The organism is Ramlibacter sp. (assembly GCF_050250995.1).
In the GTDB taxonomy this organism is placed as follows: Bacteria; Pseudomonadota; Gammaproteobacteria; order Burkholderiales; family Burkholderiaceae_C; genus Ramlibacter.
Map to the genome: position 1 here is coordinate 1 of NZ_JBFWNP010000005.1, position 24,604 is coordinate 24,604.

The 24,604-nt window shown below is 66.4% G+C and carries 22 protein-coding genes and 2 pseudogenes; 9 read left to right on the forward strand and 15 right to left on the reverse strand.

All coding sequences use genetic code 11. The features are described 5' to 3' along the window. The 8 genes and pseudogenes from AB7E83_RS06410 to rpmH form a co-directional block, all read right to left on the reverse strand. Positions 1–796: pseudogene (locus tag AB7E83_RS06410) on the reverse strand (hypothetical protein); the annotation flags it as partial. Beyond that, on the reverse strand, positions 793–2,673 hold the full coding sequence (locus AB7E83_RS06415; RefSeq protein WP_428566709.1) for an ATP-binding protein: 1,881 nt from the start codon (positions 2,671–2,673) through the stop codon (positions 793–795). The pseudogene AB7E83_RS06410 and the gene AB7E83_RS06415, both read right to left, overlap by 4 nt. Positions 2,674–2,688: 15 nt before the next feature. Then, the gene (locus AB7E83_RS06420) at positions 2,689–4,638 is read right to left on the reverse strand and encodes a type I restriction-modification system subunit M (RefSeq protein WP_428566712.1); all 1,950 of its coding nucleotides are present in this window, start codon (positions 4,636–4,638) and stop codon (positions 2,689–2,691) included. 159 nt (positions 4,639–4,797) lie between these two features. After that, a complete protein-coding gene (gene mnmE / locus AB7E83_RS06425; RefSeq protein WP_428566714.1) occupies positions 4,798–6,162 on the reverse strand; it encodes a tRNA uridine-5-carboxymethylaminomethyl(34) synthesis GTPase MnmE in 1,365 nt (454 codons plus the stop codon). Between the two features lie 39 nt (positions 6,163–6,201). Further along, positions 6,202–7,908 (reverse strand): membrane protein insertase YidC, encoded by a 1,707-nt coding sequence (gene yidC / locus AB7E83_RS06430; RefSeq protein ID WP_428566716.1) that lies wholly within the window; start codon positions 7,906–7,908, stop codon positions 6,202–6,204. Further along, positions 7,905–8,147: a membrane protein insertion efficiency factor YidD gene (yidD, locus tag AB7E83_RS06435; RefSeq protein ID WP_428566719.1), complete on the reverse strand. Its 243-nt coding sequence runs from the start codon at positions 8,145–8,147 to the stop codon at positions 7,905–7,907. The genes yidC and yidD overlap by 4 nt, the downstream gene beginning before the upstream one ends. Then, complete coding sequence (gene rnpA, locus AB7E83_RS06440) at positions 8,144–8,575, reverse strand: ribonuclease P protein component (protein ID WP_428566720.1); 432 nt, start codon at positions 8,573–8,575, stop codon at positions 8,144–8,146. Before rnpA ends, yidD begins: the two co-directional genes overlap by 4 nt. Before the next feature lie 47 nt (positions 8,576–8,622). Continuing rightward, positions 8,623–8,757 carry a 50S ribosomal protein L34 gene (gene rpmH / locus AB7E83_RS06445; protein WP_027101598.1) on the reverse strand — a complete coding sequence of 45 codons (135 nt, stop codon included), beginning with the start codon at positions 8,755–8,757 and terminating at the stop codon, positions 8,623–8,625. Positions 8,758–8,947: 190 nt separating this feature from the next. Between rpmH and dnaA the strand changes: the two genes are divergently transcribed. The 3 genes from dnaA (at position 8,948) to gyrB (ending at position 14,178) form a co-directional block, all read left to right on the forward strand. After that, positions 8,948–10,360, forward strand: a complete 1,413-nt coding sequence (dnaA, locus tag AB7E83_RS06450; protein ID WP_428566723.1) for a chromosomal replication initiator protein DnaA — start codon at positions 8,948–8,950, stop codon at positions 10,358–10,360. 74 nt (positions 10,361–10,434) lie between these two features. After that, complete coding sequence (gene dnaN, locus AB7E83_RS06455) at positions 10,435–11,544, forward strand: DNA polymerase III subunit beta (RefSeq protein ID WP_428566725.1); 1,110 nt, start codon at positions 10,435–10,437, stop codon at positions 11,542–11,544. 84 nt (positions 11,545–11,628) lie between these two features. Continuing rightward, positions 11,629–14,178: a DNA topoisomerase (ATP-hydrolyzing) subunit B gene (gene gyrB, locus AB7E83_RS06460; RefSeq protein WP_428566728.1), complete on the forward strand. Its 2,550-nt coding sequence runs from the start codon at positions 11,629–11,631 to the stop codon at positions 14,176–14,178. 275 nt (positions 14,179–14,453) lie between these two features. Here the strand turns inward: gyrB and AB7E83_RS06465 are convergent. Further along, positions 14,454–14,558, reverse strand: a pseudogene (locus tag AB7E83_RS06465) (transposase); the annotation flags it as partial. A 170-nt stretch (positions 14,559–14,728) separates the two neighbouring features. Between AB7E83_RS06465 and AB7E83_RS06470 the strand changes: the two are divergent. The 5 genes from AB7E83_RS06470 (at position 14,729) to AB7E83_RS06490 (ending at position 20,786) form a co-directional block, all read left to right on the forward strand. Beyond that, entirely contained in the window at positions 14,729–15,499 is a 771-nt protein-coding gene (locus AB7E83_RS06470; protein ID WP_428566730.1) for an NYN domain-containing protein, read from the forward strand. A 411-nt stretch (positions 15,500–15,910) separates the two neighbouring features. Then, positions 15,911–17,032 (forward strand): Fic family protein, encoded by a 1,122-nt coding sequence (locus AB7E83_RS06475; protein WP_428566732.1) that lies wholly within the window; start codon positions 15,911–15,913, stop codon positions 17,030–17,032. Positions 17,033–17,245: 213 nt separating this feature from the next. Further along, positions 17,246–17,857 (forward strand): NnrU family protein, encoded by a 612-nt coding sequence (locus tag AB7E83_RS06480; protein ID WP_428566735.1) that lies wholly within the window; start codon positions 17,246–17,248, stop codon positions 17,855–17,857. A gap of 7 nt (positions 17,858–17,864) precedes the next feature. Next, complete coding sequence (locus AB7E83_RS06485) at positions 17,865–20,033, forward strand: response regulator (protein ID WP_428566737.1); 2,169 nt, start codon at positions 17,865–17,867, stop codon at positions 20,031–20,033. Positions 20,034–20,558: 525 nt separating this feature from the next. Further along, entirely contained in the window at positions 20,559–20,786 is a 228-nt protein-coding gene (locus AB7E83_RS06490; protein ID WP_428566740.1) for a hypothetical protein, read from the forward strand. Here AB7E83_RS06490 and AB7E83_RS06495 read toward each other — a convergent pair. The 5 genes from AB7E83_RS06495 to minC all read right to left on the reverse strand — a co-directional run bounded on the left by AB7E83_RS06495 (position 20,770) and on the right by minC (position 23,453). Then, positions 20,770–20,988: a hypothetical protein gene (locus AB7E83_RS06495; RefSeq protein ID WP_428566743.1), complete on the reverse strand. Its 219-nt coding sequence runs from the start codon at positions 20,986–20,988 to the stop codon at positions 20,770–20,772. The genes AB7E83_RS06490 and AB7E83_RS06495 overlap by 17 nt on opposite strands. Before the next feature lie 106 nt (positions 20,989–21,094). Next, positions 21,095–21,574 carry an SRPBCC family protein gene (locus tag AB7E83_RS06500; protein WP_428566746.1) on the reverse strand — a complete coding sequence of 160 codons (480 nt, stop codon included), beginning with the start codon at positions 21,572–21,574 and terminating at the stop codon, positions 21,095–21,097. A gap of 31 nt (positions 21,575–21,605) precedes the next feature. Further along, complete coding sequence (minE, locus tag AB7E83_RS06505; protein WP_428566749.1) at positions 21,606–21,863, reverse strand: cell division topological specificity factor MinE; 258 nt, start codon at positions 21,861–21,863, stop codon at positions 21,606–21,608. Further along, positions 21,863–22,678: a septum site-determining protein MinD gene (minD, locus tag AB7E83_RS06510; RefSeq protein WP_428566751.1), complete on the reverse strand. Its 816-nt coding sequence runs from the start codon at positions 22,676–22,678 to the stop codon at positions 21,863–21,865. Before minD ends, minE begins: the two co-directional genes overlap by 1 nt. A gap of 16 nt (positions 22,679–22,694) precedes the next feature. Next, positions 22,695–23,453, reverse strand: coding sequence for a septum site-determining protein MinC (gene minC, locus AB7E83_RS06515; protein WP_428566754.1), 759 nt, complete (start codon positions 23,451–23,453; stop codon positions 22,695–22,697). Between the two features lie 130 nt (positions 23,454–23,583). Between minC and AB7E83_RS06520 the strand changes: the two genes are divergently transcribed. After that, positions 23,584–23,874 (forward strand): hypothetical protein, encoded by a 291-nt coding sequence (locus tag AB7E83_RS06520; RefSeq protein WP_428566755.1) that lies wholly within the window; start codon positions 23,584–23,586, stop codon positions 23,872–23,874. A gap of 5 nt (positions 23,875–23,879) precedes the next feature. Here AB7E83_RS06520 and AB7E83_RS06525 read toward each other — a convergent pair whose 3' ends face one another. Further along, positions 23,880–24,575 carry a TIGR03915 family putative DNA repair protein gene (locus AB7E83_RS06525; RefSeq protein WP_428566757.1) on the reverse strand — a complete coding sequence of 232 codons (696 nt, stop codon included), beginning with the start codon at positions 24,573–24,575 and terminating at the stop codon, positions 23,880–23,882. Positions 24,576–24,604 lie beyond the last annotated feature (29 nt).

Sequence of the window (24,604 nt, forward strand, 5' to 3'; positions counted from 1 at the left end):
GTGGCCCCTGCAGCGAAGTAAAGGAGGAGGAGCGCGCACGCGCGCGACGGGGGACATTCGCGGAAGGGGTCGCCCCCGTCCCGGTCCGGGGCGCGCCACTCCCTTCTGCCGCCCACACTCCTAGCCACTCCACCCCCGAATCCTTCATAGGCACTCTAGGATCCAGACCCCGCGTCACCGCCTGCGTGATCAACGCCTGCCGCTTCTCGCGCAGCAGTTCGGTGAAGCGGGTCTTCTTCTCGATCAGGGCGTCGATGCGAGCGGTTTCGCGGTTGATCGTGGCGATCAGTGCCTGCTGCACCGGTACGGGCGGCAAGGGCACCGGCAACTCCATCAGGTTGCTAGACGAGATGGACGCCAGGTTGGTGCTCTGCTTGGCCTGGCCCATGAAATAGAACTGAGCCGGTGCCGAGCCCGTGTAGGCATTCAGCCACTCGGGCAAGACGCCGTGCGGCCGGACAGCGAACACGTGGTTCTGGTGGATGCATGGGTCGATCTGCCCGTGCCACACATGGCCCCGACCCAGCTTGTCGAAGTCGCCACCCTCGTTCATCAGCACGTCCCCCGGTTGCAGGCGGTATCGCGGCACGTCGTCAATGGGCACCGACATGGTGGCCACATCGCGTAGGTCCAGGTAACCGTCCTGCACGTTGGCCACACGCAGGTAGGGAACCTCGATGGTGTCGGTGTCGGCCAGGTCCTTGCCCTTGGCCATGCCGGTCTGGACGCGGGCGATGAACTTCAGGCGCTTGATGACCCAGCGGGCCGGCAGCGAAGGAAATCCGTCGTTTGTCATCGCGTGCCACCGGTCCGGCGGTAGGCCTGGTCCGGCCGATTCGGCACGCCGGGATGCCGCAGTTCGAGCCGCCCAGCCCGAACCAGACCGGCCAGCACCTTGGTCTGCAGGTTGGTGGGCTCGCGCATGAGCAGGTCGGCCAGTTGCCGGGCGCTCAGCCACTGCCCGGTGCACAGCTGCTCGATCAGCGCCGACAGCGCCTCCTTGCGCAGCTTGCGGCCTCGGGCCGGGCGCGCCTGCTCCCACAGCGCCACAGGCAGGTCCGGCGGAGGCGGGTCGCCCTCGGATGGAGGGGAGCCGGCCGGCGATGGAGGGGAGTCGATGGGCGCCGGGCTGGCCGATGGAGGGGAGTCCGGGGCGGATGGAGGGAAGCCGGTGGCCGATGGAAGGGAGCCCCCGGCGAGGCTGTAGCTGGCCCAGCGGCGCTGGTTCTGGCGGGCCAGCATCTCCTGGCGGACGAGCTGCTGCAGCGTGGCGGTGATGTCGGTGGGGTGGCGGCCGGTGATCTCCTGCAGCCGGCCGTTGCTGACCGCGCCTTCGACGGCGGCGGTCACCATCGCCTGCACCGCCAGCGCATCCAGCGCGGCATAGGCCTGCCCGAACCGCTGACGCAGCGCCAGATCCACCTCGGCCGGGATCAGGCTGACCATGGGCATCAACAGCCGCACACGGTCGGGGTGCACCGTTTCCTCGATGCGCGGCGCGCGCCAGTGCTGGCTCTGCCAGCCGGTGCGGATCTTGTCCATGCCCGATCCGGCCTTCTCCCCGCCGCCGATCATCAGGAACATCAGCTGCAGCGCCTTGTTGCGGCACTCGCTGACGCCGCCGGCCTGCAGCTGCGCCCGCGACACCAGCAGCGAGCCGGGGTTGGCCAGTTCGATGCGATCGGGGTAGCGCTCGATCACCACGCCGCCCGGCCCCTGATGGTCGGCGTGCACCATGGCGTTGACCAGCGCTTCGCGCAGCGACTCGTGCGCGGGGCTTTCCCCGCGGCGCACCAGGTCGGCGTCGAGCTGGAACGGCAGAGGGATATCGGCACCCAGCCGCTGACGCACGCGCTGGTAGAACTGGAACAGGTTGGGCTGCCAGGTGCCGTCGGCAGTGATGCGGTCGGTCCAGCGGACGGCCGGGTCGGCCGACAGCTTCTCGCGGTAGTCCACGTGGTAGCTCGGCAGGCCCTCGCGCAGCGCCTCGAAGCCGCCGAACATCAGCAGCCCGCCGACCGTGAGCCCGACAGTGCCAGTCACCCGGTCGCGTCGAAGCGCTCCCAGTTTCAGCAGCAGGCCGGCGTCGTCTTCCGACAGCCACGGGTGATCCGGCGTGCGTGATGCGAAGCGGTTGCGGTACTGCTTCAGAGAGTCGGCGTCCAGATCGGCCAGGCCGAAGCCCGGCAGCACACGCGCATCCGCAGGCTCTGCGGCGCTCTGGTCCGCCAAGAGGCGGCGCACCTCGTCGGGACTGCAGCGGTAGTCGCCGTCCTCGGCGCGACGGTAGGTGCCGGTCAGCGGATTCGTGCCCACGTAGACCGGCCGCTGTTCCCGAGTGGCTCGCGGCACGCGCACCGCCAGAAACTGACGGCCCTCATGCCGCACCACCTGGATCGCATCGGCTCCCAGCAGGTTGATGCTGACCTTCTGCCGGTCGTTCAGCTGGTTCCACAGCAGCGTGCGCAACTGGGCGGCGTCGGCCACGCCGTCATACTGCAGCGCACCACCACGCTCGGCGACACCCAGCACGATCTGGCCGCCGTCGGTGTTGGCCATGGCCGAGTAGGTTTCCCAGAGGCTTCCCGGCAGGCCGCCCTTGGCCGCCTTGAACTCCAGGTCGATGCCCTCGCTCGCGGCGGGCAGGGCGTTGAACAGATCGAGCTGCTGCACCGCTGCGCGCCTGCGTCAGTGGGTGACTTCGGCCAGCAGCGCCGCGATCTCGGCCTCCACCGCCTTCAGGTCCGCGTCGATCGCGTCCAACGGCCGCGGCGGCACGTAGGTGTAGAAGTACCGGTTGAAGTTGATCTCGTAGCCGACGATGCCCACGCCGCCCTCCTTCGGGTCGGTCTTGCCCTCGTCGATCCAGGCGTCGGGCACATGGGGCAGCACCTCGCGGGCGAAGTGGTCACGGATGTCCTGCTTCAGAGGCACGTTCTCGAACTCGCGCAGGTCGGCATCGGCCACCGGCTGGCCGTCGGCATCGGTCACCGACCGGGCGGCCGGGTCGCGCGTGCCGAAGCTGTCGAGCACCGCCTTGCGGGTGGCCTTCCCGAGCTTCTTCACGTCGGCCGCGGCCAGGAAGGCATTCAGGCTGTCGAACGCACCTCGGCCGGCCAGCGCGGCGAAGCGGTCCACCTGATCGGAACCCTTGGCCTCGGCATAGGCCTTCAGGCTGGCCACGGTCACCTCGAAGCGCAGGCGCAGCGGGCGCTCGACGGTGATGCGGCGGTAGCCGAAGTCGGTGGTGTCGAACAGCTTGCTGTGCGGGCCGTCGGCGAAGTCGTCGTGCCAGCGGGCGATGGCGTCGATCTGCGCCTGGGCGATGGTCTTGCGCTTGCTGCCCAGGCTCTTGCGCATCGGGCTGTGCTGGTCGCTGGCGTCGATCAACTGCACCTTGCCCTGCCGCCCCAGCGCCTTGTGGTTGCTGAGCACCCACACGTAGGTGCCGATGCCGGTGTTGTAGAACAGGTCGGTCGGCAGCGCGACGATGGCCTCCAGCCAGTCGTTCTCCAGGATCCAGCGGCGGATTTCGCTCTCGCCCGAGCCGGCGCCGCCGTTGAACAGCGGCGAGCCCGACAGCACGATGCCGATGCGGGTGCCGCCCTGCTCGGCCGGCTTGCGCTTGCTGAGCAGGTGCATAAGGAACAGCAGCGAGCCGTCGCCCACCCGCGGCAGGCCGGGGCCGAAGCGCCCGGCGTAGCCCAGGTTGACGTGCTCGGCGTTCACCAGCTTTTGCACCATCTCCCACTTCACACCGAAGGGCGGGTTGGCCAGGCAGTAGTCGAAGCGTTCGCCGGGGAGCTGGTCGTCGCTGAGCGTGTTGCCCAGCTTCAGGTTGCGCACGTCGTAGCCCTGGATCAGCTTGTCGGCCACGCTGATCGCATAGGTCTCGGGGTTCAGCTCCTGCGCGTAGGGCACCAGCTTGGCGTCGGGGTTCCACTCGGCCACCTGCTCGATGGCCGACGACAGGAAGCCGCCGGTGCCCGCGGCGCAGTCGTAGACGGTGCGCACCACGCCCTGGCCGTTCAGCGCGGCATGGTCGGTGGCGAACACAAGCGTGGTGACCAGCCGCACCACGTCGCGCGGGGTAAAGTATTCGCCCGCGTCGTCGTTCGCGGCCTCGGCGAACTTGCGGATCAGGTGCTCGAACACCAGGCCCATGTCGTGGTTCGACAGCACCTTGGGGTGCAGGTCGATTACGCTGAACTTCTGCGTGATCAAGTACAGCAGGTTGGCCTGCTCCAGCTTCACCAGCCAGTTGTCGAAGCCGAAGTGGTCAAAGATCTGCCGGGCGTTGGCCGAGAAGCGCGACAGGTACTCCTCCAGGTTGGCGCGGGTGGCGGTGGAGCCGACGGTGGCCAGGGTGAACTGGCTGGTGTTGTAGAAGGTGGCGCCGGCAACGTTGGGCAGCACCAGGTCCAGGTCGACGCCGGTGCCGGCCAGGGCCGCGTGCTGGGCGCGCACGGCATCGCGGGTGGGCTCCAGCACGCACTCCAGGCGCCGAAGCACGGTGAATGGCAGGATGATGCGGCCGTAGAGCGAAGGCTTGAAGGGACCGCGGAGGGCGTCCGCGACGTCCCAGATGATGTCGGCGAGGTTCTGCTGGTTCACGGGTTGCTGGTATAGGCGGGCCATTCGCCGATTCGGCTGTCTTCCCAGGCCGAGCGGCAACAGGCCAATAGTGTCCTATGTTGCCCTGAGTCGCCCCAAACGGCCACTCTTTGGGTGGGCTGTCAGAACAACAGGCCTAGGCGGGTGTTCTTTGGCTTTTCTTGGATCACCCAAGAACTAGAGCTACTTGCCGATGCAAAAGCGCGAGAAGATGACGCCCAGGAGGTCGTCCGCCGAGAATTCGCCGGTGATCTCGGCCAGGGCATTCTGCGCAAGCCGGAGTTCCTCGGCCAGGAGGTCGAGCGCCTGCGCGTCCTGGGCGAGATGTTCGTCTGCCCCTTGCAGATGCGTATCGACGCGCCTCAAGGCCTGCACGTGCCGCTCGCGCGCGATGAACACGCCCTCGGAGGCGGCTTGCCAGCCCGCGACTTCCAGCAGACGACGGCGCAACGGTTCGAGTCCTTCGCCCGTTTTCGCCGAGATATGGAAGCCCTGGATCCCCGCCTTCGCGGGAATGACGTCGGACTTGTTGAAGACTTCGATGAGGGGAATGTTCGTGGGAAGCCGCGCGCGAATCGCCGCATCGTCGGCGCGGTAGTCCGCATCGTCCATGCGCGTGAGGTCGTGCAGGAACACCACCGCGTCGGCATTGTCGATGCGCCCCCACGCACGCTCGATGCCGATGCGCTCCACTTCGTCCGCGCTCTCGCGCAGTCCCGCCGTGTCGACCACATGCACCGGCACGCCCTCGATCTGGATCTGCTGGCTCACGACGTCACGCGTGGTGCCGGCGACCGGCGTCACGATCGCGAGCTCCGCGCCGGCGAGCGCATTGAGCAGCGAGCTCTTGCCCGCATTGGGCTGGCCCGCGATCACGACCTGGATGCCTTCGCGCAGCAAGGCGCCCTGGCGCGCCCGCTGCATGACGCGCGCGAGGCCCGCCCGAAGCCGCTGGAGCTGGCCCTGCGCGTCGGCCTTGCGCAGGAAGTCGATTTCCTCTTCGGGGAAGTCGAGCGTCGCCTCGACGAGCATGCGCAGGTCGATGAGCGCGTCGCGCAGCGCGTTCACCTCCCGCGAAAAGTCCCCCGCCATCGAGCGCGTGGCGCTGCGCGCCGCAGCCTCGGTGGACGCATCGATCAGGTCGGCGACCGCCTCGGCCTGCGCGAGGTCCATCTTGTCGTTGAGGAAGGCGCGCCGCGTGAACTCGCCGGGCTCGGCGACGCGCAGGCCCATGGTCGCGCCGGCTTCGAGGCAGCGCGCAAGCAGCAACTGGAGCACGACGGGGCCGCCATGCGCCTGCAACTCCAGCACGTCTTCGCCGGTGTACGAATGGGGGGCGGGAAAGTGGATCGCGAGCCCCTGGTCGATGGGGCTGCCGTCGGCGGCGCGGAACGCGAGGTAGGTCGCTTCGCGGGGCTTCAGCTCACGGCCGCAGATGGCCGCGACGACGGGCGCGACGGAGGCCGCCGAGACCCGCACGATGCCCACCGCGCCGCGCCCCGGTGCGGTGGCGATGGCGGCGATGGGCTGGTCGAGGCGCGCGAGCATGGCCGTCCATTGTCCCGCGCGGGGCGTCGGGGCCGGGGGCTACTTCTTGTTGAACTTCGGCAGATTGAACTCGGGCGGCACGCCCATGCGCGTGTTGATGATCCACTGCTGCGCGATCGACAGCACGTTGTTCGCGATCCAGTACAGCACCAGGCCGGCCGGGAAGAAGAAGAACATCACCGCGAAGATGAGCGGCATCATCCACATCAGGCGCGCCTGCATCGGGTCGGGCGGGACCGGGTTGAGCGCCGTCTGCAGCAGCGTCGTGAGGGTCATCACGACGGGCAGGATGAAGTAGGGGTCGGGCGAGGAGAGGTCCTTGATCCAGAGGATCCAGGGCGCATTGCGCATCTCGACCGACGACAGCAGCACCCAGTAGAGCGCGATGAACACGGGGATCTGGATCATGATCGGCAGGCAGCCACCGATCGGGTTGACCTTCTCCTCGCGGTAGATGCGCATCATCTCCTGCTGCATCTCCTGCGGGCGGTCCTTGTACCGCTCGCGCATGGCCATGACCTTCGGATTGATGGCCTTCATCTTGGCCATGCTCTCGTACGCCTTGGCCTGCAGCCAGTAGAACGCGATCTTGATCAGCAACACCAGCGCCATGATGGCCCAGCCCCAGTTGCCGATGAAGGAATGCAGCTTGTCGAGCAACCAGTACAGGGGCTTCGAGAGGATGGTGAACCAGCCGTAGTCCTTGACGAGGTCCAGGCCGGGCGCGACCTGTTCGAGCATCTTCTCGGCCTGCGGGCCGGCGAAGAATTTCGCGTCGACCGCCTGCGTCGCGCCCGGCGCCACGGGCTGCAGGGGCGCGATCATGCCGGCGGCATACGAGTTGGCGTCGACCTTGCGGATGAAGATGTCGCGCTGCACGCCGTCGGGCAGGATCCAGGCGCTGGCGAAGTAGTGCTGGACCATGGCCACGTAGCCGTTCTTCGACGACTTCTCGAACTCCGCCTTGTTCTTGTCGATGGCGCTGAATTCGACCTTCTGGAACTTCTGCGCGTCGGTGTAGACGGCCGGGCCGGTGAAGGTGGAATAGAAGGACGATTCGTTGGGCAGCGGCTTGCCGTCGCGAACGAGCTGCATGTAGAGCTGCGGGCTCACCGGCGCGGCGCCCGTGTTCGCGACCTCATGGCGCACCGGGATGTCGTAGGCCCCGCGCTTGAAGGTGTAGGTCTTCGCGAGCTTCACGCCGTTCTTTTCGGCCTCGAAGCGCACCACGAGCTCGTTGGCGCCGCCCTGCAGCACGCGTTCGCCGCTGGGCTTCATCACCGTCGTGTGATTGGGGAAGTCGCCGCCGATCAGGCCGGTTTGCGCCACGTAGAGGCGGTCGGGCGACTTGTCGAGGAGCACGAACGAGGCCGTGTTCTTCGTGGAGCCCGACTCGCTCGGGTGCGCGAGGAATTCGGTGCGCACGACCGAGCCGCCCTCGGTGTCGAAGGTCACGCGCATCACGTCGGTGGTGACGGTGAAACGCTCGGCCGCGGCGGCGGGCGGCGCCGAGGGCGTGGCGGGCAGCGCGGCTTGCGCCGCGCCCGTCACGTTCGACGCCGTGGGCAGCGACGCCGCACCGGCGCCTGCCCCGCTTGCGGCCGCGGCGGGCGCGCTGGCCGCCGGCTTGCTCGTGCCGATCAGGAAGGTGCCGGGGCGGCCGTTGTGGACCTGCCATTGGTCCCACAGCATGACCATCGAGAAACCGAAGATCACCCACAGGATCGTGCGGCGAATGTCGTTCATGAGTTCTTCTTCTGAGGAAAGAGGGCGGCGGCAGGCACGGGGTCGTGCCCGCCGTCGCAGAAGGGATGGCAGCGCGCGAGGCGCCGCAGCGTGAGGTACGTGCCGACGGCCGCGCCGTGCGTCTCGAGCGCCTCGATGGAGTACACGGAGCAAGTGGGCGTGAAGCGGCAGGACGAGCCGAGCCACGGGGACAGCAGCAGGCGGTAAGCCTTGACGATGCCGACGAGAATCGCCTTCATGGGCAGGCCCGCGCTTCCGGCCTCGTGGCCGGGGCCGCCGCCGCGGCGAAGAGTTGCTGGAGTTCGGCCCGCACGAGCTTCTTCAGGCCCTCGGACCACGCGCTCGTGAATCCCGGAAAGCCGACGCGCAAGCGCACCACGAGGGCGGCGGCGGGCAATCGGTCCTGAAAGGTCGCGCTCACGGCGTAGATCTGTCGCTTGATGCCGTTGCGGGTCACGGCGCGTTTGGCCCAGCGCTTCGGCACCACGACGCCGATGTGCGTGTCGTGGATGCGGAAGAGGGCAGGTGGGGGCGGGTCCGGGGGCGGCGGCGCATCGGGAACCGCTGCGTCGAGTGCGGCGCGATGCAGCACGAAGTGCGGGGTTCGCGAGACGGTGCCGCCCGCCATGGCCGCCTGGAACTGCGCCCGGGTCCTGATCCGCTGCACGGAGGGCGGCTCCGCGGGCTCGGGCTCGGGCTGCGCTCGAAAAGCGCTTAGACCGCCAGGCGCTTGCGGCCCTTGGCGCGGCGAGCGTTGATCACGGCGCGGCCGCCGCGGGTCTTCATGCGGACCAGAAAGCCGTGCGTCCGGGCGCGGCGCACTTTCGAGGGTTGGTAGGTGCGTTTCATGTTGGTTCTCGGGGTAACCCGCGATTATCTGTCAAAACGTGCGGGTCGGCAACGAAGGGGGCTCCGTCGCGGTCTTGGCACAGCGCGCCCACAGTGTCAAGACGCGCCGCCGCATTTGTGGATAAGGTCTTCATAAACTAGAATCCGCGCCTTTCTCGAACGAAACAATCCACAGGCGGCGCACGGCAACATGAGCGAGGGGCAACTCAACAGTCTGGCAGGTCCGGCCAGCCTCGGGGCCGGCGGGAGTCTCTGGCAGGCTTGTGTCGAACAGCTGGCGCAGGAGCTGACCGAGCAGCAGTTCAATACATGGATCAAGCCGCTGGTCGCGCAGGTTTCCGAAGACTTCTCGAAGGTCACGCTGTTCGTGGCCAACCGCTTCAAGCTCGACTGGGTGCGGGCCCAGTATGCCGGCCGCATCGCCGCGCTCCTGGAGAAGCTGTACGGCCAGCCGGTGCAGCTTGAGTTAGCGATTACTCCTCGCGAAGCCGTTGTCAGAACTTATGCAGCCCCGGCGACTTCAATGCCGGCTCTGACCGCCGAGCCGGCCGAGATCGAGGACGATCCATCGGCAGCCGCGTTCAAGACCCGGCTCAACACGGCCCTGACCTTCGACAACCTCGTCGAGGGAACCGCCAACCGGATGGCGCGCGCCGCCGCGATGCACGTGGCAGGCACGCCGGGGCAACTCTACAACCCGCTTTTCATCTACGGCGGCGTCGGCCTCGGCAAGACCCACCTCGTCCACGCGGTGGGCAACCGCCTGCTGGCCGACCGGCCGGGCGCGAAGGTTCTCTACATCCATGCCGAGCAGTTCGTCTCCGATGTGGTTAAGGCCTACCAGCGCAAGACCTTCGACGAGTTCAAGGAAAAGTACCATTCGCTCGATCTCCTGCTGATCGACGACGTCCAGTTCTTCGCCAACAAGGACCGGACGCAGGAGGAGTTCTTCAACGCGTTCGAGGCGCTGCTCGCCAAGAAGTCGCACATCGTCATGACGTCGGACACCTACCCGAAGGGCCTGGCGGACATCCACGAGCGGCTGATTTCGCGCTTCGACTCCGGGCTGACGGTCGCCATCGAGCCGCCCGAGCTCGAGATGCGGGTCGCCATCCTGATCAACAAGGCGCGCGTCGAGACGGCCGAGATGCCGGAAGAGGTCGCCTTTTTCGTCGCCAAGAACGTCCGTTCGAACGTGCGCGAGCTCGAGGGCGCGCTGCGCAAGATCCTCGCGTATTCGCGCTTCAACCAGAAGGACATCTCCATTGCGCTGGCGCGCGAGGCGCTGCGCGACCTCCTGTCGATCCAGAACCGCCAGATCAGCGTCGAGAACATCCAGAAGACGGTGGCCGACTACTACAAGATCAAGGTCGCCGACATGTACAGCAAGAAGCGGCCGGCCTCGATCGCGCGGCCGCGGCAGATCGCGATGTACCTGGCCAAGGAGCTGACCCAGAAGAGCCTGCCAGAGATCGGCGAGCTGTTCGGCGGACGCGACCACACCACGGTGCTCCACGCGGTGCGCAAGATCACGCAGGAGCGGCAGAACGTGACCGAATTGAACCAGCAGCTGCACGTCCTGGAGCAGACGCTCAAGGGCTAGCCGCGATCGGCGAAAATGGCGGCTTCGGCCGCCCCGCCCCCCTCACACAAAGAAACGAGAGAGAAGAGGAAGACATGATCGTCCTGAAGGCAACGCAAGAAAGGCTGCTGTCGGTCCTGCAGTCGGTGGCGGGAATCGTCGAAAAACGCCACACGCTGCCCATCCTGGCCAACGTGCTGGTGCGCAAGGCCGGCGGCACCGTGCAGTTCACGACCAGCGACCTCGAGATCCAGATCCGCACGTCCACCGAGATGGACGGGGACGCCGGCAACTTCACCACCACGGTCGGTGCGCGCAAGCTGATCGACATCCTGCGCACCATGCCGTCCGACCAGACGGTGAGCCTGGAGTCCAGCCAGAACAAGCTCGTGCTCAAGGGCGGCAAGAGCCGCTTCACGCTCCAGACGCTGCCGGCCGAGGACTTTCCGCTCGTGCAGGAAGCCCCGTCGTTCGGACCCGTCTTCAGCGTGCCGCAGAAGACGCTCAAGGACCTGCTGAACCAGGTGTCCTTCGCGATGGCCGTTCACGACATCCGCTACTACCTGAACGGCATCCTGTTCGTCGCGGAGGGCAAGCAGCTTGCGCTGGTGGCCACCGACGGCCACCGGCTCGCCTTCGCGAGCGCCACGCTCGACGTCGAGGTGCCGCGCCAGGAGGTGATCCTGCCGCGCAAGACGGTGCTCGAGATGCAGCGCCTGCTGTCCGACAAGGCCGAGGGCCGCATCGAGATGCAGTTCGCGAACAACCAGGCCAAGTTCGCGTTCGACGGCATGGAGTTCGTGACGAAGCTGGTCGAGGGCAAGTTCCCCGACTACAACCGCGTCATTCCGAAGAACCACAAGAACGCCGTGACGCTCGGCCGCGCGCCGCTGCTCGCGAGCCTGCAGCGCACCGCCATCCTCACCAGCGAGAAGTTCAAGGGCGTGCGCCTCAACCTCGAGGCCAACACCCTGCGCGTGGCGAGCAACAACGCCGAGCAGGAAGAGGCGGTGGACGAACTCGACATCGACTACGGCGGCGACGAGATCGAGATCGGCTTCAACGTCACCTACCTGATCGACGCGCTGGCGAACATGGGCCAGGAGATGGTGAAGGTCGAACTGGCCGACGCGAACAGCTCCGCGCTGATCACCATTCCGGACAACGCGACGTTCAAGTACGTCGTGATGCCGATGCGAATCTGACGCTTGGACCGACCGCAGTCGCCCCCCGCCAACCCGCCCGCCCGGCGGGTTTGGCGCTTTCAATGGACCTGAGAAAAGCACGCAATGGCTGAAGAGAACGCGCAGAACACCCCTCCCGAACCCACCGGGGACGCCTACGGCGCCAGCTCCATCCAGATCCTGGAAGGCCTCGAGGCGGTGCGCAAGCGCCCCGGCATGTACATCGGCGACACCTCCGACGGCACGGGCCTGCACCACCTCGTCTTCGAGGTCGTGGACAACTCGATCGACGAAGCGCTGGCCGGCCATTGCGACGACATCGTCGTCACCATCCACACCGACAACTCGATCAGCGTCACCGACAACGGCCGCGGCATCCCGACCGGCATCAAGTGGGACGACAAGCACGAGCCCAAGCGCAGCGCCACCGAGATCGCGCTGACCGAACTGCATGCGGGCGGCAAGTTCAACCAGAACAGCTACAAGGTTTCGGGCGGCCTGCACGGCGTTGGCGTCAGTTGCGTGAACGCGCTGTCGAAGATGCTGCGCGTGACCGTGCGGCGCGACGGCAAGGTCCACGTGCTGGAGTTCAGCAAGGGCTTCGTCGTGACGAGCGGCGAAGTGGCCGAGCAGACGGGGCCGGGCGGCGAGAAGGCGCTGGTGCGGCCGATGCAGATCCTCGGCGACACCGACAAGCGCGGCACCGAGGTGCACTTCCTGCCCGACGCGGAAATCTTCATCGAGAACCGCGATTTCCACTACGAGATCCTGTCGAAGCGACTGCGCGAGCTGAGCTTCCTGAACAACGGCGTGCGCATCCGCCTGATGGACGAGCGCAGCGGCAAGGAAGACGATTTCTCCGGCGCGGGCGGCGTCAAGGGCTTCGTCGACTTCATCAACAAGGGCAAGCAGGTGCTGCACCCCAACGGCTTCCATGCCGTCGGCGAGAAGATGAGCGACCAGGCGACCCTGGTGGGCGTCGAAGTCTCCATGCAGTGGAACAGCGGCTACAACGAGCAGGTGCTCTGCTTCACGAACAACATTCCGCAGCGCGACGGCGGAACGCACCTCACGGGCCTGCGCGCGGCCATGACGCGCGTGATCAACAAGTACATCGACGAGAACGAGCTCGCGAAGAAGGCGAAGGTCGAGATCAGCGGCGACGACATGCGCGAAGGCCTGACCTGCGTGCTGAGCGTGAAGGTGCCCGAGCCCAAGTTCTCGAGCCAGACCAAGGACAAGCTCGTGTCGAGCGAGGTACGCGGGCCGGTCGAGGACGTGGTCGCGAACAAGCTCAACGACTACCTGCAGGAGCGGCCGAACGACGCGAAGATCATCGTCGGCAAGATCATCGAGGCCGCGCGTGCGCGCGAGGCGGCGCGCAAGGCGCGCGAGATGACGCGGCGCAAGGGCGTGCTGGATGGCATGGGCCTGCCCGGCAAGCTGGCGGACTGCCAGGAGAAGGATCCGCGCGAGTGCGAGATCTACATCGTCGAGGGCGACTCCGCCGGCGGCAGCGCGAAGCAGGGCCGCGACCGCAAGTTCCAGGCGATCCTGCCCTTGCGCGGCAAGATCCTCAACGTGGAGAAGGCGCGCTACGAGAAGCTGCTGACCTCGAACGAGATCGTCACGCTGATCACCGCGCTGGGCACCGGCATCGGCAAGGCCGCGATCGAATCGGGCAAGAGCGGCGCCGACGACTTCGACGTGGCGAAGCTGCGCTACCACCGCATCATCATCATGACGGACGCCGACGTCGACGGTGCGCACATCCGCACGCTGCTGCTCACGTTCTTCTATCGCCAGATGCCCGAGCTCGTGGAGCGTGGCCACATCTACATCGCGCAGCCGCCGCTGTACAAGGTGAAGGCCGGGCGCGAGGAGCTGTACCTGAAGGACGCGCACGAGCTCGACGGCTTCCTGCTGCGCATCGCCTTGCTCGGCGCGTCCGTGCATACGGGCGGCGCGAATTCCACCGTGATCACGGGCGACACGCTCGCCGAACTCGCGCGCAAGCATCAGGTCGCCGAGGGCGTGATCAGCCGGCTCTACGGCTACCTGGACGGCGAGGCGCTGCGCTCGATCGCCGATGGCGTGGTGCTGAACCTCGACACCGTGCCGGATGCCGAGGCGAGCGCGCTCGCATTGCAGGCGCATCTGCCGGATGCGGAAGTGGCCGGCGAATTCGACGTTCGCACGGACAAGCCGATCCTGCGGATTTCGCGGCGTCATCACGGCAACATCAAGTCGAGCGTGATCACGCAGGACTTCGTGCATGGCGCGGACTACGCGGCCCTGGCGGAGGCGGCGAACACCTTCCGCGGATTGCTTGGTGAAGGTGCTCGCGTGGTGCGGGGCGAGGGTGAACGGGCGAAGGAGGAGCGCGTGTCCGACTTCCGTTCGGCCATGCGCTGGCTGATCGGCGAAGCCGAGCGTTCTACATCACGCCAGCGTTACAAGGGTCTCGGCGAGATGAACCCCGCGCAGCTGTGGGAGACGACGATGGATCCCACGGTGCGCCGCCTGCTGCGCGTGCAGATCGAGGACGCGATCGAGGCCGACAAGGTGTTCACGATGCTGATGGGGGATGAGGTGGAGCCGCGGAGGGACTTCATCGAGAGCAATGCGTTGCGGGCGGCGAATATCGACGTTTGAATGCGATGTCGACGCCCCCAAAGATTTGCCGATCTTTATGCAAAGTTTTGCCGCTCGTGCCGGCCGACTGCAATCTAGCGAGTTGGAGCGCTGTTTTGCGCACCCGCGCTCGAGGGAGCGATTGCTCGGCGCCAGCGTCTACTTGCGACGCTGTATGACTTGAAGCAGGCAGTGGATGTGAAGCGGGGGCGAACCAGCGGTTCATCGTTGCGTGCTTGCGCACTGCAGCGCGTTGCTTTCGACGGCGCCCGACGGGGCAGATGCTCGGCGATCGCCTCCGACACGCCGATCTGACGGCGTACGTCCACCACCGCCGTGCCACTGTCGGTCAGTCGCAGCGCGGAAGCGATCTGCTCCTCGGTAAATCTCGATTTCTTCATCGCTTCTATTTGCCCCTTCCGGGGCGATTAGAAGCGACCTGACTCCAGTCTTAAACTGTTCGGGTTTTACCGGGGGGACGTAAGGAGTTCGATTAGACGATGCCCGACCTTATCGAGACTGCTCCACCTTGGCGGAATGGCATGCACGAACAATTGACGGAGGCGAACACGTGAAGGATAACGATGGGCGAGTGGCGGTCTTGGTCGACTGCGACAACTCCTCACCTGAGGCCACGGAACACGCGCTACGCGTCGTCGCACAGTTTGGCCGGGTAGTCCTTAGGCGCGGTTACGGAAATCACCAGACGCTGGCCAACAAGTGGCAAGAGGCATTGGTGCGGCTCGCGTTCACGCCATGTCTGCAGTACCAATATTCTGCGGGCAAGAACACTTCCGACATCGCGTTGGCGCTGGACGCATTGGAGGCGATGTTTGACCAACGTGCCGACACCTTTTGTTTGGTCACGAGTGACTCGGACTTCGCCTATCTGTGCCGCAAGCTACGAGAGCGGGGCGCGACTGTCTACATCGTCGGAGAAAGCAAGACGCCGGCAGCGTTGCGGAATGCCAGCGACCAGTTCTTCGAGTGGGCTCGCACACAATCAGACGTGGCGGCTCTGGAGTCAGGTAGCTCCAATGGCAAGATTGCAGGCAAGGAAGAGCCTGTCCCCGCGGAGTCGAACAAGCCACTCATCAAGCGTCGACCGAGGTTTCTCATTGATGCCGTTGACCTCCTTGCCGGTGGCGCCTCTGAAGGCAAGGTGACGCTCGGCGCGCTGGGTTCGTACTTAAAGCGAATGGACCCAGCTTTCTCGCCCCAGACGTATGGTCACTCCGGACTTCTGAATATGGTCAGGACCTACGATTTGCTCGCACTCCAGCAGGAGACGGGAGGGCACTGGTCTGTCATGAAGGCGCATGCAGCGGAGCATGGTGGCTGAGCAAGACCCCACCGGGTTAACGAAGTGAACTCTCATCTAGGTCTTAGACCCACGCGAACTCGCGTCCGCCGAATGCGTCCACTATCGCGACCGCTTCGCTCCGCGAGGTACGCAACGCTAGCCGATGCAAAAGGCTTTAGCGAGATTTGTCTCGCGTTGGAAGCCCTGGACCGCCGACTTCTCGGCAGGCAATCCGTGCTTGAGGCTACGCTGCTGTGCGCGAACTGCCATCGGATGATTCATCGGGCGATGGTGCCCAAAAGGCGGTGGATATCGATGCCGCAGTTCAGGGACCCGATCACAATCTAGACGCTGTATTCCCGCAGCTATGTACTCATGCCGACTCGCAGGGAATGCGGACCTCTGTAAGCCTCGCTTGCCCATGCGGCGAATGCACCCCACAATCACCGCATGTTTCGCGGAGAAAGATTCATCTGGGCACGTGACAAGTGGCCCGCCATGCACTACGCGCTCCCGGCGCTCGGCCATGCCTTGTTGGAAACCAGCCGTCTCGAAGGCACGCTCGCAGGGCGGCTGTCCGATGTTGGCTTGGCAACGCGCGAGGAGGCCAGTCTCTCGGCGCTCACCCAGGACGTCGTCAAGACGAGCGAGATCGAAGGCGAGCACCTCGACGTTGCGTCCGTTCGCTCTTCCCTCGCGCGCCGCCTCGGCGTGGACATCGGCGCGCTCGCCCCCGTTGACCGCAATGTCGAAGGCGTTGTCGAGATGATCCTCGACGCGACGGCGAACTTCGCGGAGCCCCTCACCCGGGAACGACTGTTCGGCTGGCACGCGGCCCTGTTTCCCACGGGCTTCAGCGGCATGAGTCCCGTCACCATCGGCGCATGGCGCGCCGATGCGACCGGACCCATGCAGGTCGTCTCGGGTCCCGATCATCGACGGAAAGTGCATTTCCAGGCCCCGCCGGCGAAACGCCTCGACGCCGAGATGAACCGGTTCCTCGAATGGGCGAATGCGCCGACGCCCGAGCCCGTGCTGCTCAAGGCGGGACTTGCACACCTCTGGTTCGTCACGATTCACCCTTTCGACGACGGCAACGGTCGGATCGCCCGGGCGGTTGGCGACCTGTTCCTTTCGCGGGCTGATGGGAGTCCTCAGCGCTTCTACAGCCTGTCCGCGCAGATCCAGCGGGACCGTAAAGCCTACTACGACATCCTGGAGCGCACGCAGAAGGGCTCGCTCGACGTGACCGAGTGGCTGGCCTGGTTTCTCGCAACTCTCCAGCGTGCCCTGCACAACGCGCACGCGACGCTCGACGCAGTGCTGGTCAAGGCGCGGTTCTGGCAACACGCCTCGGGCCTCGCGTTGAACGAGCGCCAGGTGAAGATGATCAACAAGCTGCTCGATGGCTTCGAGGGAAAGCTCACGAGCAGCAAGTGGGCGATCATCACCAAGTGTTCTCCGGACACGGCGCTGCGCGATATCAACGACCTCGTCGCGCGCGGCGTGTTGCGCAAGACGGAAAGCGGTGGGCGCAGTACCAGCTACGAACTTGTCGTCCGAGGCAACTGACATCTCCCGAGATCACCCGCGGTATTTGGCTTCCGCAACGAGTACAGCGACGACTACTACGCCGCCTTCGTGCGCGACCTCGACGGCCACAAGATCGAGGCGATGCTGCTGGTGAAGTGACGGCGCGCGCCTGATCCGTCCGTCGGCGAGGACGCGCTTCGCCGGCATCGCGCAGAATGTCCCATTGGTTGATGTTCAACGGATGGAGACACCATGGCGATGCTCGTTCTCGGCCTGCTGCTTTTCCTCGGCGTGCATTCTCTGCGCATCGTCGCCGACCCCTGGCGCACCGCCACCATCGCCCGCATCGGCGCGATGCCGTGGAAAGCCATCTACTCCGTCGTCTCCATCGTCGCGTTCGCGATGATCGTCTATGGCTACGGCCAGGCGCGCATGCAGATTCCGCTGTGGTCGCCGCCAACCTGGACGAAGCACCTCACCGCGCTTCTCATGCTGCCGGTCTTCCCGATGTTCCTCGCGGCCTACATCCCCAGGAACGCGATCAAGGTGCGGCTCGGGCACCCGCAGATCCTGAGCGTCAAGCTCTGGGCGTTGGCGCACCTCGTGTCCAACGGCAACCTCGCCGACGTGCTGCTCTTCGGCGCCTTCCTCGCGTGGGCCATCGCCGACTTTCGCGCGGCGCGCCTGCGCGACGCAAAGGCGATGGGCAGCCCGCACGATCCGCTGTGGCGTGCACCCGCGACGCAAGCCCCGCAACTCGGCGCGACGGTCATCACCGTCGTCGCCGGCCTCGTGGTGTATGTTCTCTTCGTCGTGTGGCTGCATGCCGCACTCATTGGCGTGAAACCCTTCGGCGCTTCGTAGTCCAGACATGGCAACTTCTTCTCCCTCCGACGACCTTCTCTCCCACGCCGTCAAGGACCTGCAGAAGTCCCAGCGCCGCGTATCGGAACTCGAGGAGACGCTGCGCAAGCTGCAGGCGCAGCGCGAGCACGAACAGCGCGAACTGCAGCGGCTGCGCGACTCCGTCAATCGCGAATCCAACAGCCGGCTGCTCGCCGAGGAGGCGCTGGGCGACACCACCGACCGGCTCGAGGTCGCGCTCGGCGCCGCCGGGCTCGCGCTGTGGGACTGGGACATCGCCGCCGGCAAGATCCGCTTCAATGCGCGCTGGCAGGAGATGACCGGCGACGACGCCAACGTCTACGGCATCCAGGCGCGCACGCTGCCCGAACGCGTCCACCCGGACGACCTGCCCGCCGTGCAGATCGCGCTGGGCGAGGCGCTGAAGGGCCGCACCGAACGCTATGCGGTAACGCACCGCCTGCGCACGGCCACCGGCTGGATCTGGATCGAATCGCACGGCGTCGTCACGGAGCGCGACATGCTCGGCCGCGCGACGCACATGATCGGCACGCACGCGGACATCACGGACCGCAAGAACGCCGAGCGCGAGCTCGAACGCGCCCGCGACGAGGCGCAGGCCGCCAGCCGCGCGCGCAGCGACTTCCTCGCCAACATCAGCCACGAGGTGCGCACGCCGCTCAATGGAATCCTGGGGCTCACGCAGCTGCTCGTTCACGAAAAACTGCCGCCCGAGCAGGCGCAGGCCGTGCAGCTGGTCGACAACTCGGCGCGCGCGCTGCTCGCCCTGCTGAAGGACGTGCTGGACTTCTCCACGATCGAAGCGGGAGAGCTCGAACTGAACGAAGCGCCTTTCGCGCTCGAGCCGATGCTGATGGAGACGTCGACGCCGCACGGCCTCGCGGCGCGCGAAAAGGGCCTGCAGCTCACCGTGCGCATGGACAGCGGCGTGCCGGCGCGCGTGGTGGGCGACGAGCAGCGGCTGCGCCAGGTCATCGCCCACCTGCTCTCCAACGCGGTGAAGTACACGCGCCGCGGGGAGGTCGAGCTTGCCGTGCTCAAGCGGCGCACGGAAGACGGCCGCGTGCTGCTGCGCTTCGAGGTCGCCGACACGGGCATCGGCATCGCGCCCGAAAAGCACCGGGACATCCTCAAGGCCTTCACGCAGGCCGACGGCTCGATGACGCGCAAGCACGGCGGCGCGGGGCTCGGCCTCGCCATCGTGGACGGCCTCGTCAGTCTCATGGGCGGCAAGCTGAAGCTGGCGAGCCTGCCCGACCAGGGCAGCGTGTTCTCGTTCGAGCTCGAGCTGCGGGCCGCCGCCGACGCGGCACCGGAGCAACCCGACGCGAAGGGTCGCACCTTCGACGGACTGCATGTGCTGCTGGTGGAAGACCATGCGGTGAACCAGTTGCTGATGCAGCGCATGCTGGCGCAGCTCGGATGCGAGGTCGAACTCGCCGCGAACGGCATGGAGGCCGTGTCGATGTGGAAGCGCAGCGCTCCCGACCTGGTGTTGATGGACGTGCAGATGCCCGGCATGAGCGGGCTCGACGCGACGATCGAGATCCGCCGCACGGAGGCCGCGCAACGCCTGCGGCGCACGCCGATCGTCGCGCTGACGGCGCATGCGATGCAGGGCGACCGCGATCGCTGCATCGAAGTCGGCATGGACGGCTACACCAGCAAGCCGGTGCTCGTTCCCGATCTCGTCGAAGCCATGACCGCCGCGCTGGGCGACCGCTGGAAGCGCGCGGCATCGCCCCTCGCCGCGCCGGCGCCCACGGATTCCGCAGCCGCCGTGCCGCTTGCCCCGGCCCGCGAAGCGATGGACGTGCCGCTGCTGCTGAACCGCCTCGGCCACGATTCGCGCCTGATGCTGGAGATCGCGACGGCGATGCGCGAGGACCTCGTGACCCGCCAGAGGGCCCTGGAGGCCGCGCTTGCGACGCGGGATGGAGAGCTCGCCCGCACGACCGCGCACGCGCTCAAGGGCGCCCTGACGAGCCTCACGGCGGACCGCGCGGCGATGCTGGCCAAGGCCCTGGAAACCGCGGCGCGGCGCGAGGCATGGGATCTCTTCGGCCGCGCCCTGCCTTTGTACGTGGCCGAGGCCGCGCTGGTCGACGCCGTGCTTCAACGGGTGATCGGCGGAGAAGACCGCACCGTGATGTGAGCGCGTGTCAAGCCCGCGCGTTCGCAGTGTCGGCGACGCAACGGAAAGCGGGCGTCGAAAAATTTTTTTTGCCGTGAAACCCTGTGGACGGTTGGCGCACAACTCGGGGGTTATCCACACGGCGGGCCGCGACGGCGAAGTTGTCCGCCTTCGCGTGACACCGGGGAAGCACGGCTGCCCACAGTGCTTCATGCGGGCCAAGTCGTTGACGGCAAAGGGCAAATGTCGGGTTGTCCACAGCGGCGGGGCGCCCTCTATCTACTACTGCTATCTTGAATATTGAAGAGAAGAGATAGAGACAGGCGCTCAGGCCGCGAGGCAAAACGGCAGGCTGTTCGGTGAGTCCTGTGTCGCGTACATTCCGTTCCTCCAGAAGGCACCGGGGCGGCGGTGATGGCTGGAGAGATCGCGGAAATGGGTGGCAGACGTGAGAGAGGAGGCCTGCACGTGACGGGCAAGCCTTCCGACAGCCGCGGCGCGGAGCGCTTCGCAGAATGGGTCGAAACCAAGCAAGGAGTATTTGCCATGACCCATCGCTACAAGAACCAGTCGCAGGACAGGCAGGAGCCCCGGCAGGGGAAGGTCGAGAACGACACGAACAAGCTCGGCAACGAGAAGCCGACGCAGAAGAACGAAGGCCGCCGCACGCCGCTCAGCCGTCATGACCGCGAGCAGCAGATCGGCAACAACCAGAGCAAGATGCGAAGGGGTTCGCCGCAGGGCGGCGGCGCCGGCGTCAGTCGCCAGCGCTAGAGACCTTGAGGTCTTCGTAGGCGAAGCACTGGGCCAGGCCCAGTGCGCAGCCGCGAGGCCGCCAGCGGCCGTCGGCCTGCTTCACGAAGAGTTGCTGTCCCGACAGCAGCCTGCGCAGCACGGGCTCGTACTGCGTCAATGCGGAGGGCTGGATCGAAGCGGCGATCTGCTCGCCGGCGATGAAGGTGTCGGGTACTGCCATGGGACTTCCGACGCCAAGACTAATGCTGCATCGCGGCAAAGTCTAGGGAGGCACAACCAATTGGCGCGGTGTCTATGCGCGGAAGCAACTGTGCCGGAACGTTGGCTCAGATCGCGATCCGCCGGGGAAAGACGTCTTTCTCGAGCCGCTCGAGCATCCGCGTCCATCCTTGACGGGTCTGGCTCTCGTAGTGATGAGCTTCGGGGTCGTCGCCGAGATCGTGCGTGAGGATGAGTTCGCAGGCCGCGTGGCCGGTGGCGCGAAATTCGAGCGCAACGCGCGTGGGCGCCTCGGCGTAGGGCGGCACGGAGAAGTCGAACACGAGGCGGATTGGCCTTTCGATCTCGACATAGGTGCCGCGATGCTCGGCGTCGAAGACGCTTTCGTCGCCGTCGGCGGTGGGACGGCGGTCGGTGACCCTGAACTCGCCGCCGACGAAGGGCTCGATCTCACAGCGCATGATGTTGCCGGTGCGCGTGGCGAACAGGAAGCGCGCGGCCTGGCTCGGCGTGAGCCAGGCATCGAAAACCTTCTCGGCGGGTGCGGTGTAGCGGTGCGAGACGCGCACGACGACGGACGAACTCATGATGTCCTTATCCGCAGGGGAAGTCGCGGTGTCAAGCGGCGGGAAGCTCGATCTTCACCTCCAGCACTTCGAGGTCGTCCTGGCGCTGCAGGTCGACCTTGATGTCCTTCGGATCGATGTTGATGTACTTGCTGATCACCGCGACCAGGTCGCGCTGCAGGGCGGGCAGGTAGTCGGGGCGGCCGGGGTTGCGGCCGCTGCGCTCGTGGGCGAGGATGATCTGCAGCCGCTCCTTGGCGACGCTCGCGGACTTCTTCTTCTCGCCGAGGAGAAACGAGAACAGCGACATCACCGGCTCCCGAACAGGCGCTTGAGAAAGCCCGCCTTCTGCGCGTCGACGAAGCGCATCGGCTTGTCTTCGCCGAGGAAGCGCGCCACGACGTCCTTGTAGGCTTCCGACACGTCGGTGCCCTTGAGGTGGACCGCGGGCGTGCCCTGGTTGCTCGCCTGCAGCACCGTTTCGCTCTCGGGGATCACGCCGATCAGGGGCACGCGCAGGATGTCCTGGATGTCGGTGAGCGACAGCATCTGCCCCTGGTCGACGCGATTGGGGTTGTAGCGCGTGATGAGGAGGTGTTCCTTCACCGGGTCCTTGCCGTCGATGGCCCGCTTCGTCTTGGACGACAGCATGCCGAGGATGCGGTCGGAGTCGCGCACCGACGAGACCTCGGGGTTGGTCACCACCAGCGCCTCGTCGGCGAAGTGCATGGCCATGAGCGCGCCGGTCTCGATGCCGGCGGGCGAGTCGCACACGATGTAGTCGAAGCCCATCGCGGCGAGGTCGTCGAGCACCTTCTCGACGCCCTCTCGCGTCAGCGCTTCCTTGTCGCGCGTCTGCGAAGCGGCGAGCACGAAGAGGTTCTCGCAGTTCTTGTCCTTGATGAGCGCCTGGTTGAGCGTCGCTTCGCCGTGCAGCACGTTGACGAAGTCGTACACCACGCGGCGCTCGCAGCCCATGATGAGGTCGAGGTTGCGCAGGCCGACGTCGAAATCGATGACGGCCGTCTTGTGCCCGGCCAGCGCGAGCCCGCTCGCGAAGCTCGCGCTCGTGGTGGTCTTGCCGACGCCGCCCTTGCCGGACGTGACGACGATGATCTTGGCCATGGGTGGGTTTTCCTGTTCAGGACTTGAGGGGTTGCATCACCAGCTTTTCGCCGGCCAGATGAATCTGCGCGGGCTTGCCGTGCAGCTCGGCGGGCAGCGGCGTTTCGCTGGGACGGTAGACGCCCGCGATGGACACCAGTTCGGGGTCGAGCGCGAGCGTGAAGATGCGGGCCTCGGTGTTGCCGCGCGCGCCGGCGATGGCCTTGCCGCGCAGCGGCGCATAGACGTGGATGTTGCCGTCGGCGATGACTTCGGCGCCGGGGTTCACCATCGCCAGCACGATCAGGTCGCGGTTTCGCGCGTACACCTGCTGGCCCGAGCGCAGCGGCTTGTCGATCACGAGCGCGTCGAGCGGCACGGGCGCGGCGGGGACGGGTTCGGTCGCCGGCTCGGGCGCGACGGCCGCGGCAACGGGCTCGGAGGGGCGGGCAGGCCGCGGCTCGCGCACGGCGACCTCGTTGGCGGCCACGAGGCCGCAGGCGAGTGCGCTTGCCATCTGCGCTTCCGTTCCGCCCTTCACGGCGATGGGCTGCACGCGATAGCCGCGCAGCAGCCGCTGCAGCGCATCGAAATCGACGTCGCCGCCGCCAAGAGGCGTCAGGTCGATCACGAGGGGGTCCTGGTCGAAGAAATCGGGGATGTCGCCGAAGCGGGCGGCGAGCTCGTCGGCGAGCAGGGCGAGGTCGCCGGATTTGAGCAGAAGTGCCACGAGGGGCAGGTTCGCGCTCTTGATTTCGAAGGTGGCAGGCGCGCGGCCTGCGAGGGCGACTGTCATCTCGGACGCCGATTTTAACAGCCGCGCTGAACGCCGGCTACGTCCTACACACACTGTTGCCGCGCGGAGTCGACTTATCGACTCGCTGCGACGAAACTTCGATCAACCTGTTCGACCCCAGGAGGCTCTCATGGGACCCCACCGTTTTTCCCACTGGATCCTGATCGCACTGCTGGTCCTGGCCGCGATCTTCACGCTGAGCGAAGCGCACGGCGGTACGTCATGGGCCGATGCGCCGCACGCACGTGCCGCGGCGAACGACGCCGACAAGAGGATGCGGCCGCGGGACGGCAAGCGCAAGCCGGCGCGCGATGCAAGTCTGGCGAAAGACAAGGGCAGCACGACGCAAAGCGCCGTGCGAAGCGTGCGCCGCCAGGCCGAGCGCCTTCGCAATCCCTTGGACTTCGTGAGCGCGCGCTGATTTTTTCAGTCGCGCCTGAAAGCGGCGTCCACGCAGGCGAACCAGCCGCCGGTGTCGTATTCGTCGGGGGGCCAGCGGTCGCGCGCGATTCCCCTGCCGTACAGCATGCGTTCGCCATCCCAGCACACGCTGCGCTGGGGCGTGAGGATGACCCAGGGTCCCGTGGCCACGCGCTTGGCGAACCAGGGCGCGACGAATTCGACGATATGGTGCGCGGGTTCGAACCACGCCACCTGCATGCTCGCGGGTTCTCGTCCGGGCGGCGCGGGCATGCTCACGAAGCGCAGGTGCGACTTCAGTTTGTGAATGTCGCGGCGGACAGCGTGGGCCATGTGCTGCGCCTGGAGCATGTCGCGGTCTTCCGCATCGTTTCGCAGCGTCGGCTCGTGGACCAGCCGCCACAGCAGGCGATACAGCAACGAGAAGCGCGCGGGGTCGCGGTGCAGGACCACGGATTCGCACAGCCGCAGGAACGATGCGGGCACGATGGCGGTGGCCGCGCGCGCCACGCTGCGCGGACGGCTCGCGGACGGCGGCTGAGGCTCCTGGAAGACGTCGGCCGACACGGGCGCCGCCGTCCACGTCACGCTGTCGGGAGGAACCTGCTGCGCGAGCAGCTGCCTCGCTTCGGAACGGAATCCGGCGAGGTCGATCTGCCCCGACAGGCGGGCTTCGACGGGCATGGCGGAGGAAGGTTGCATGGATAGGGATTGCCGGAAATTGAGAGGCT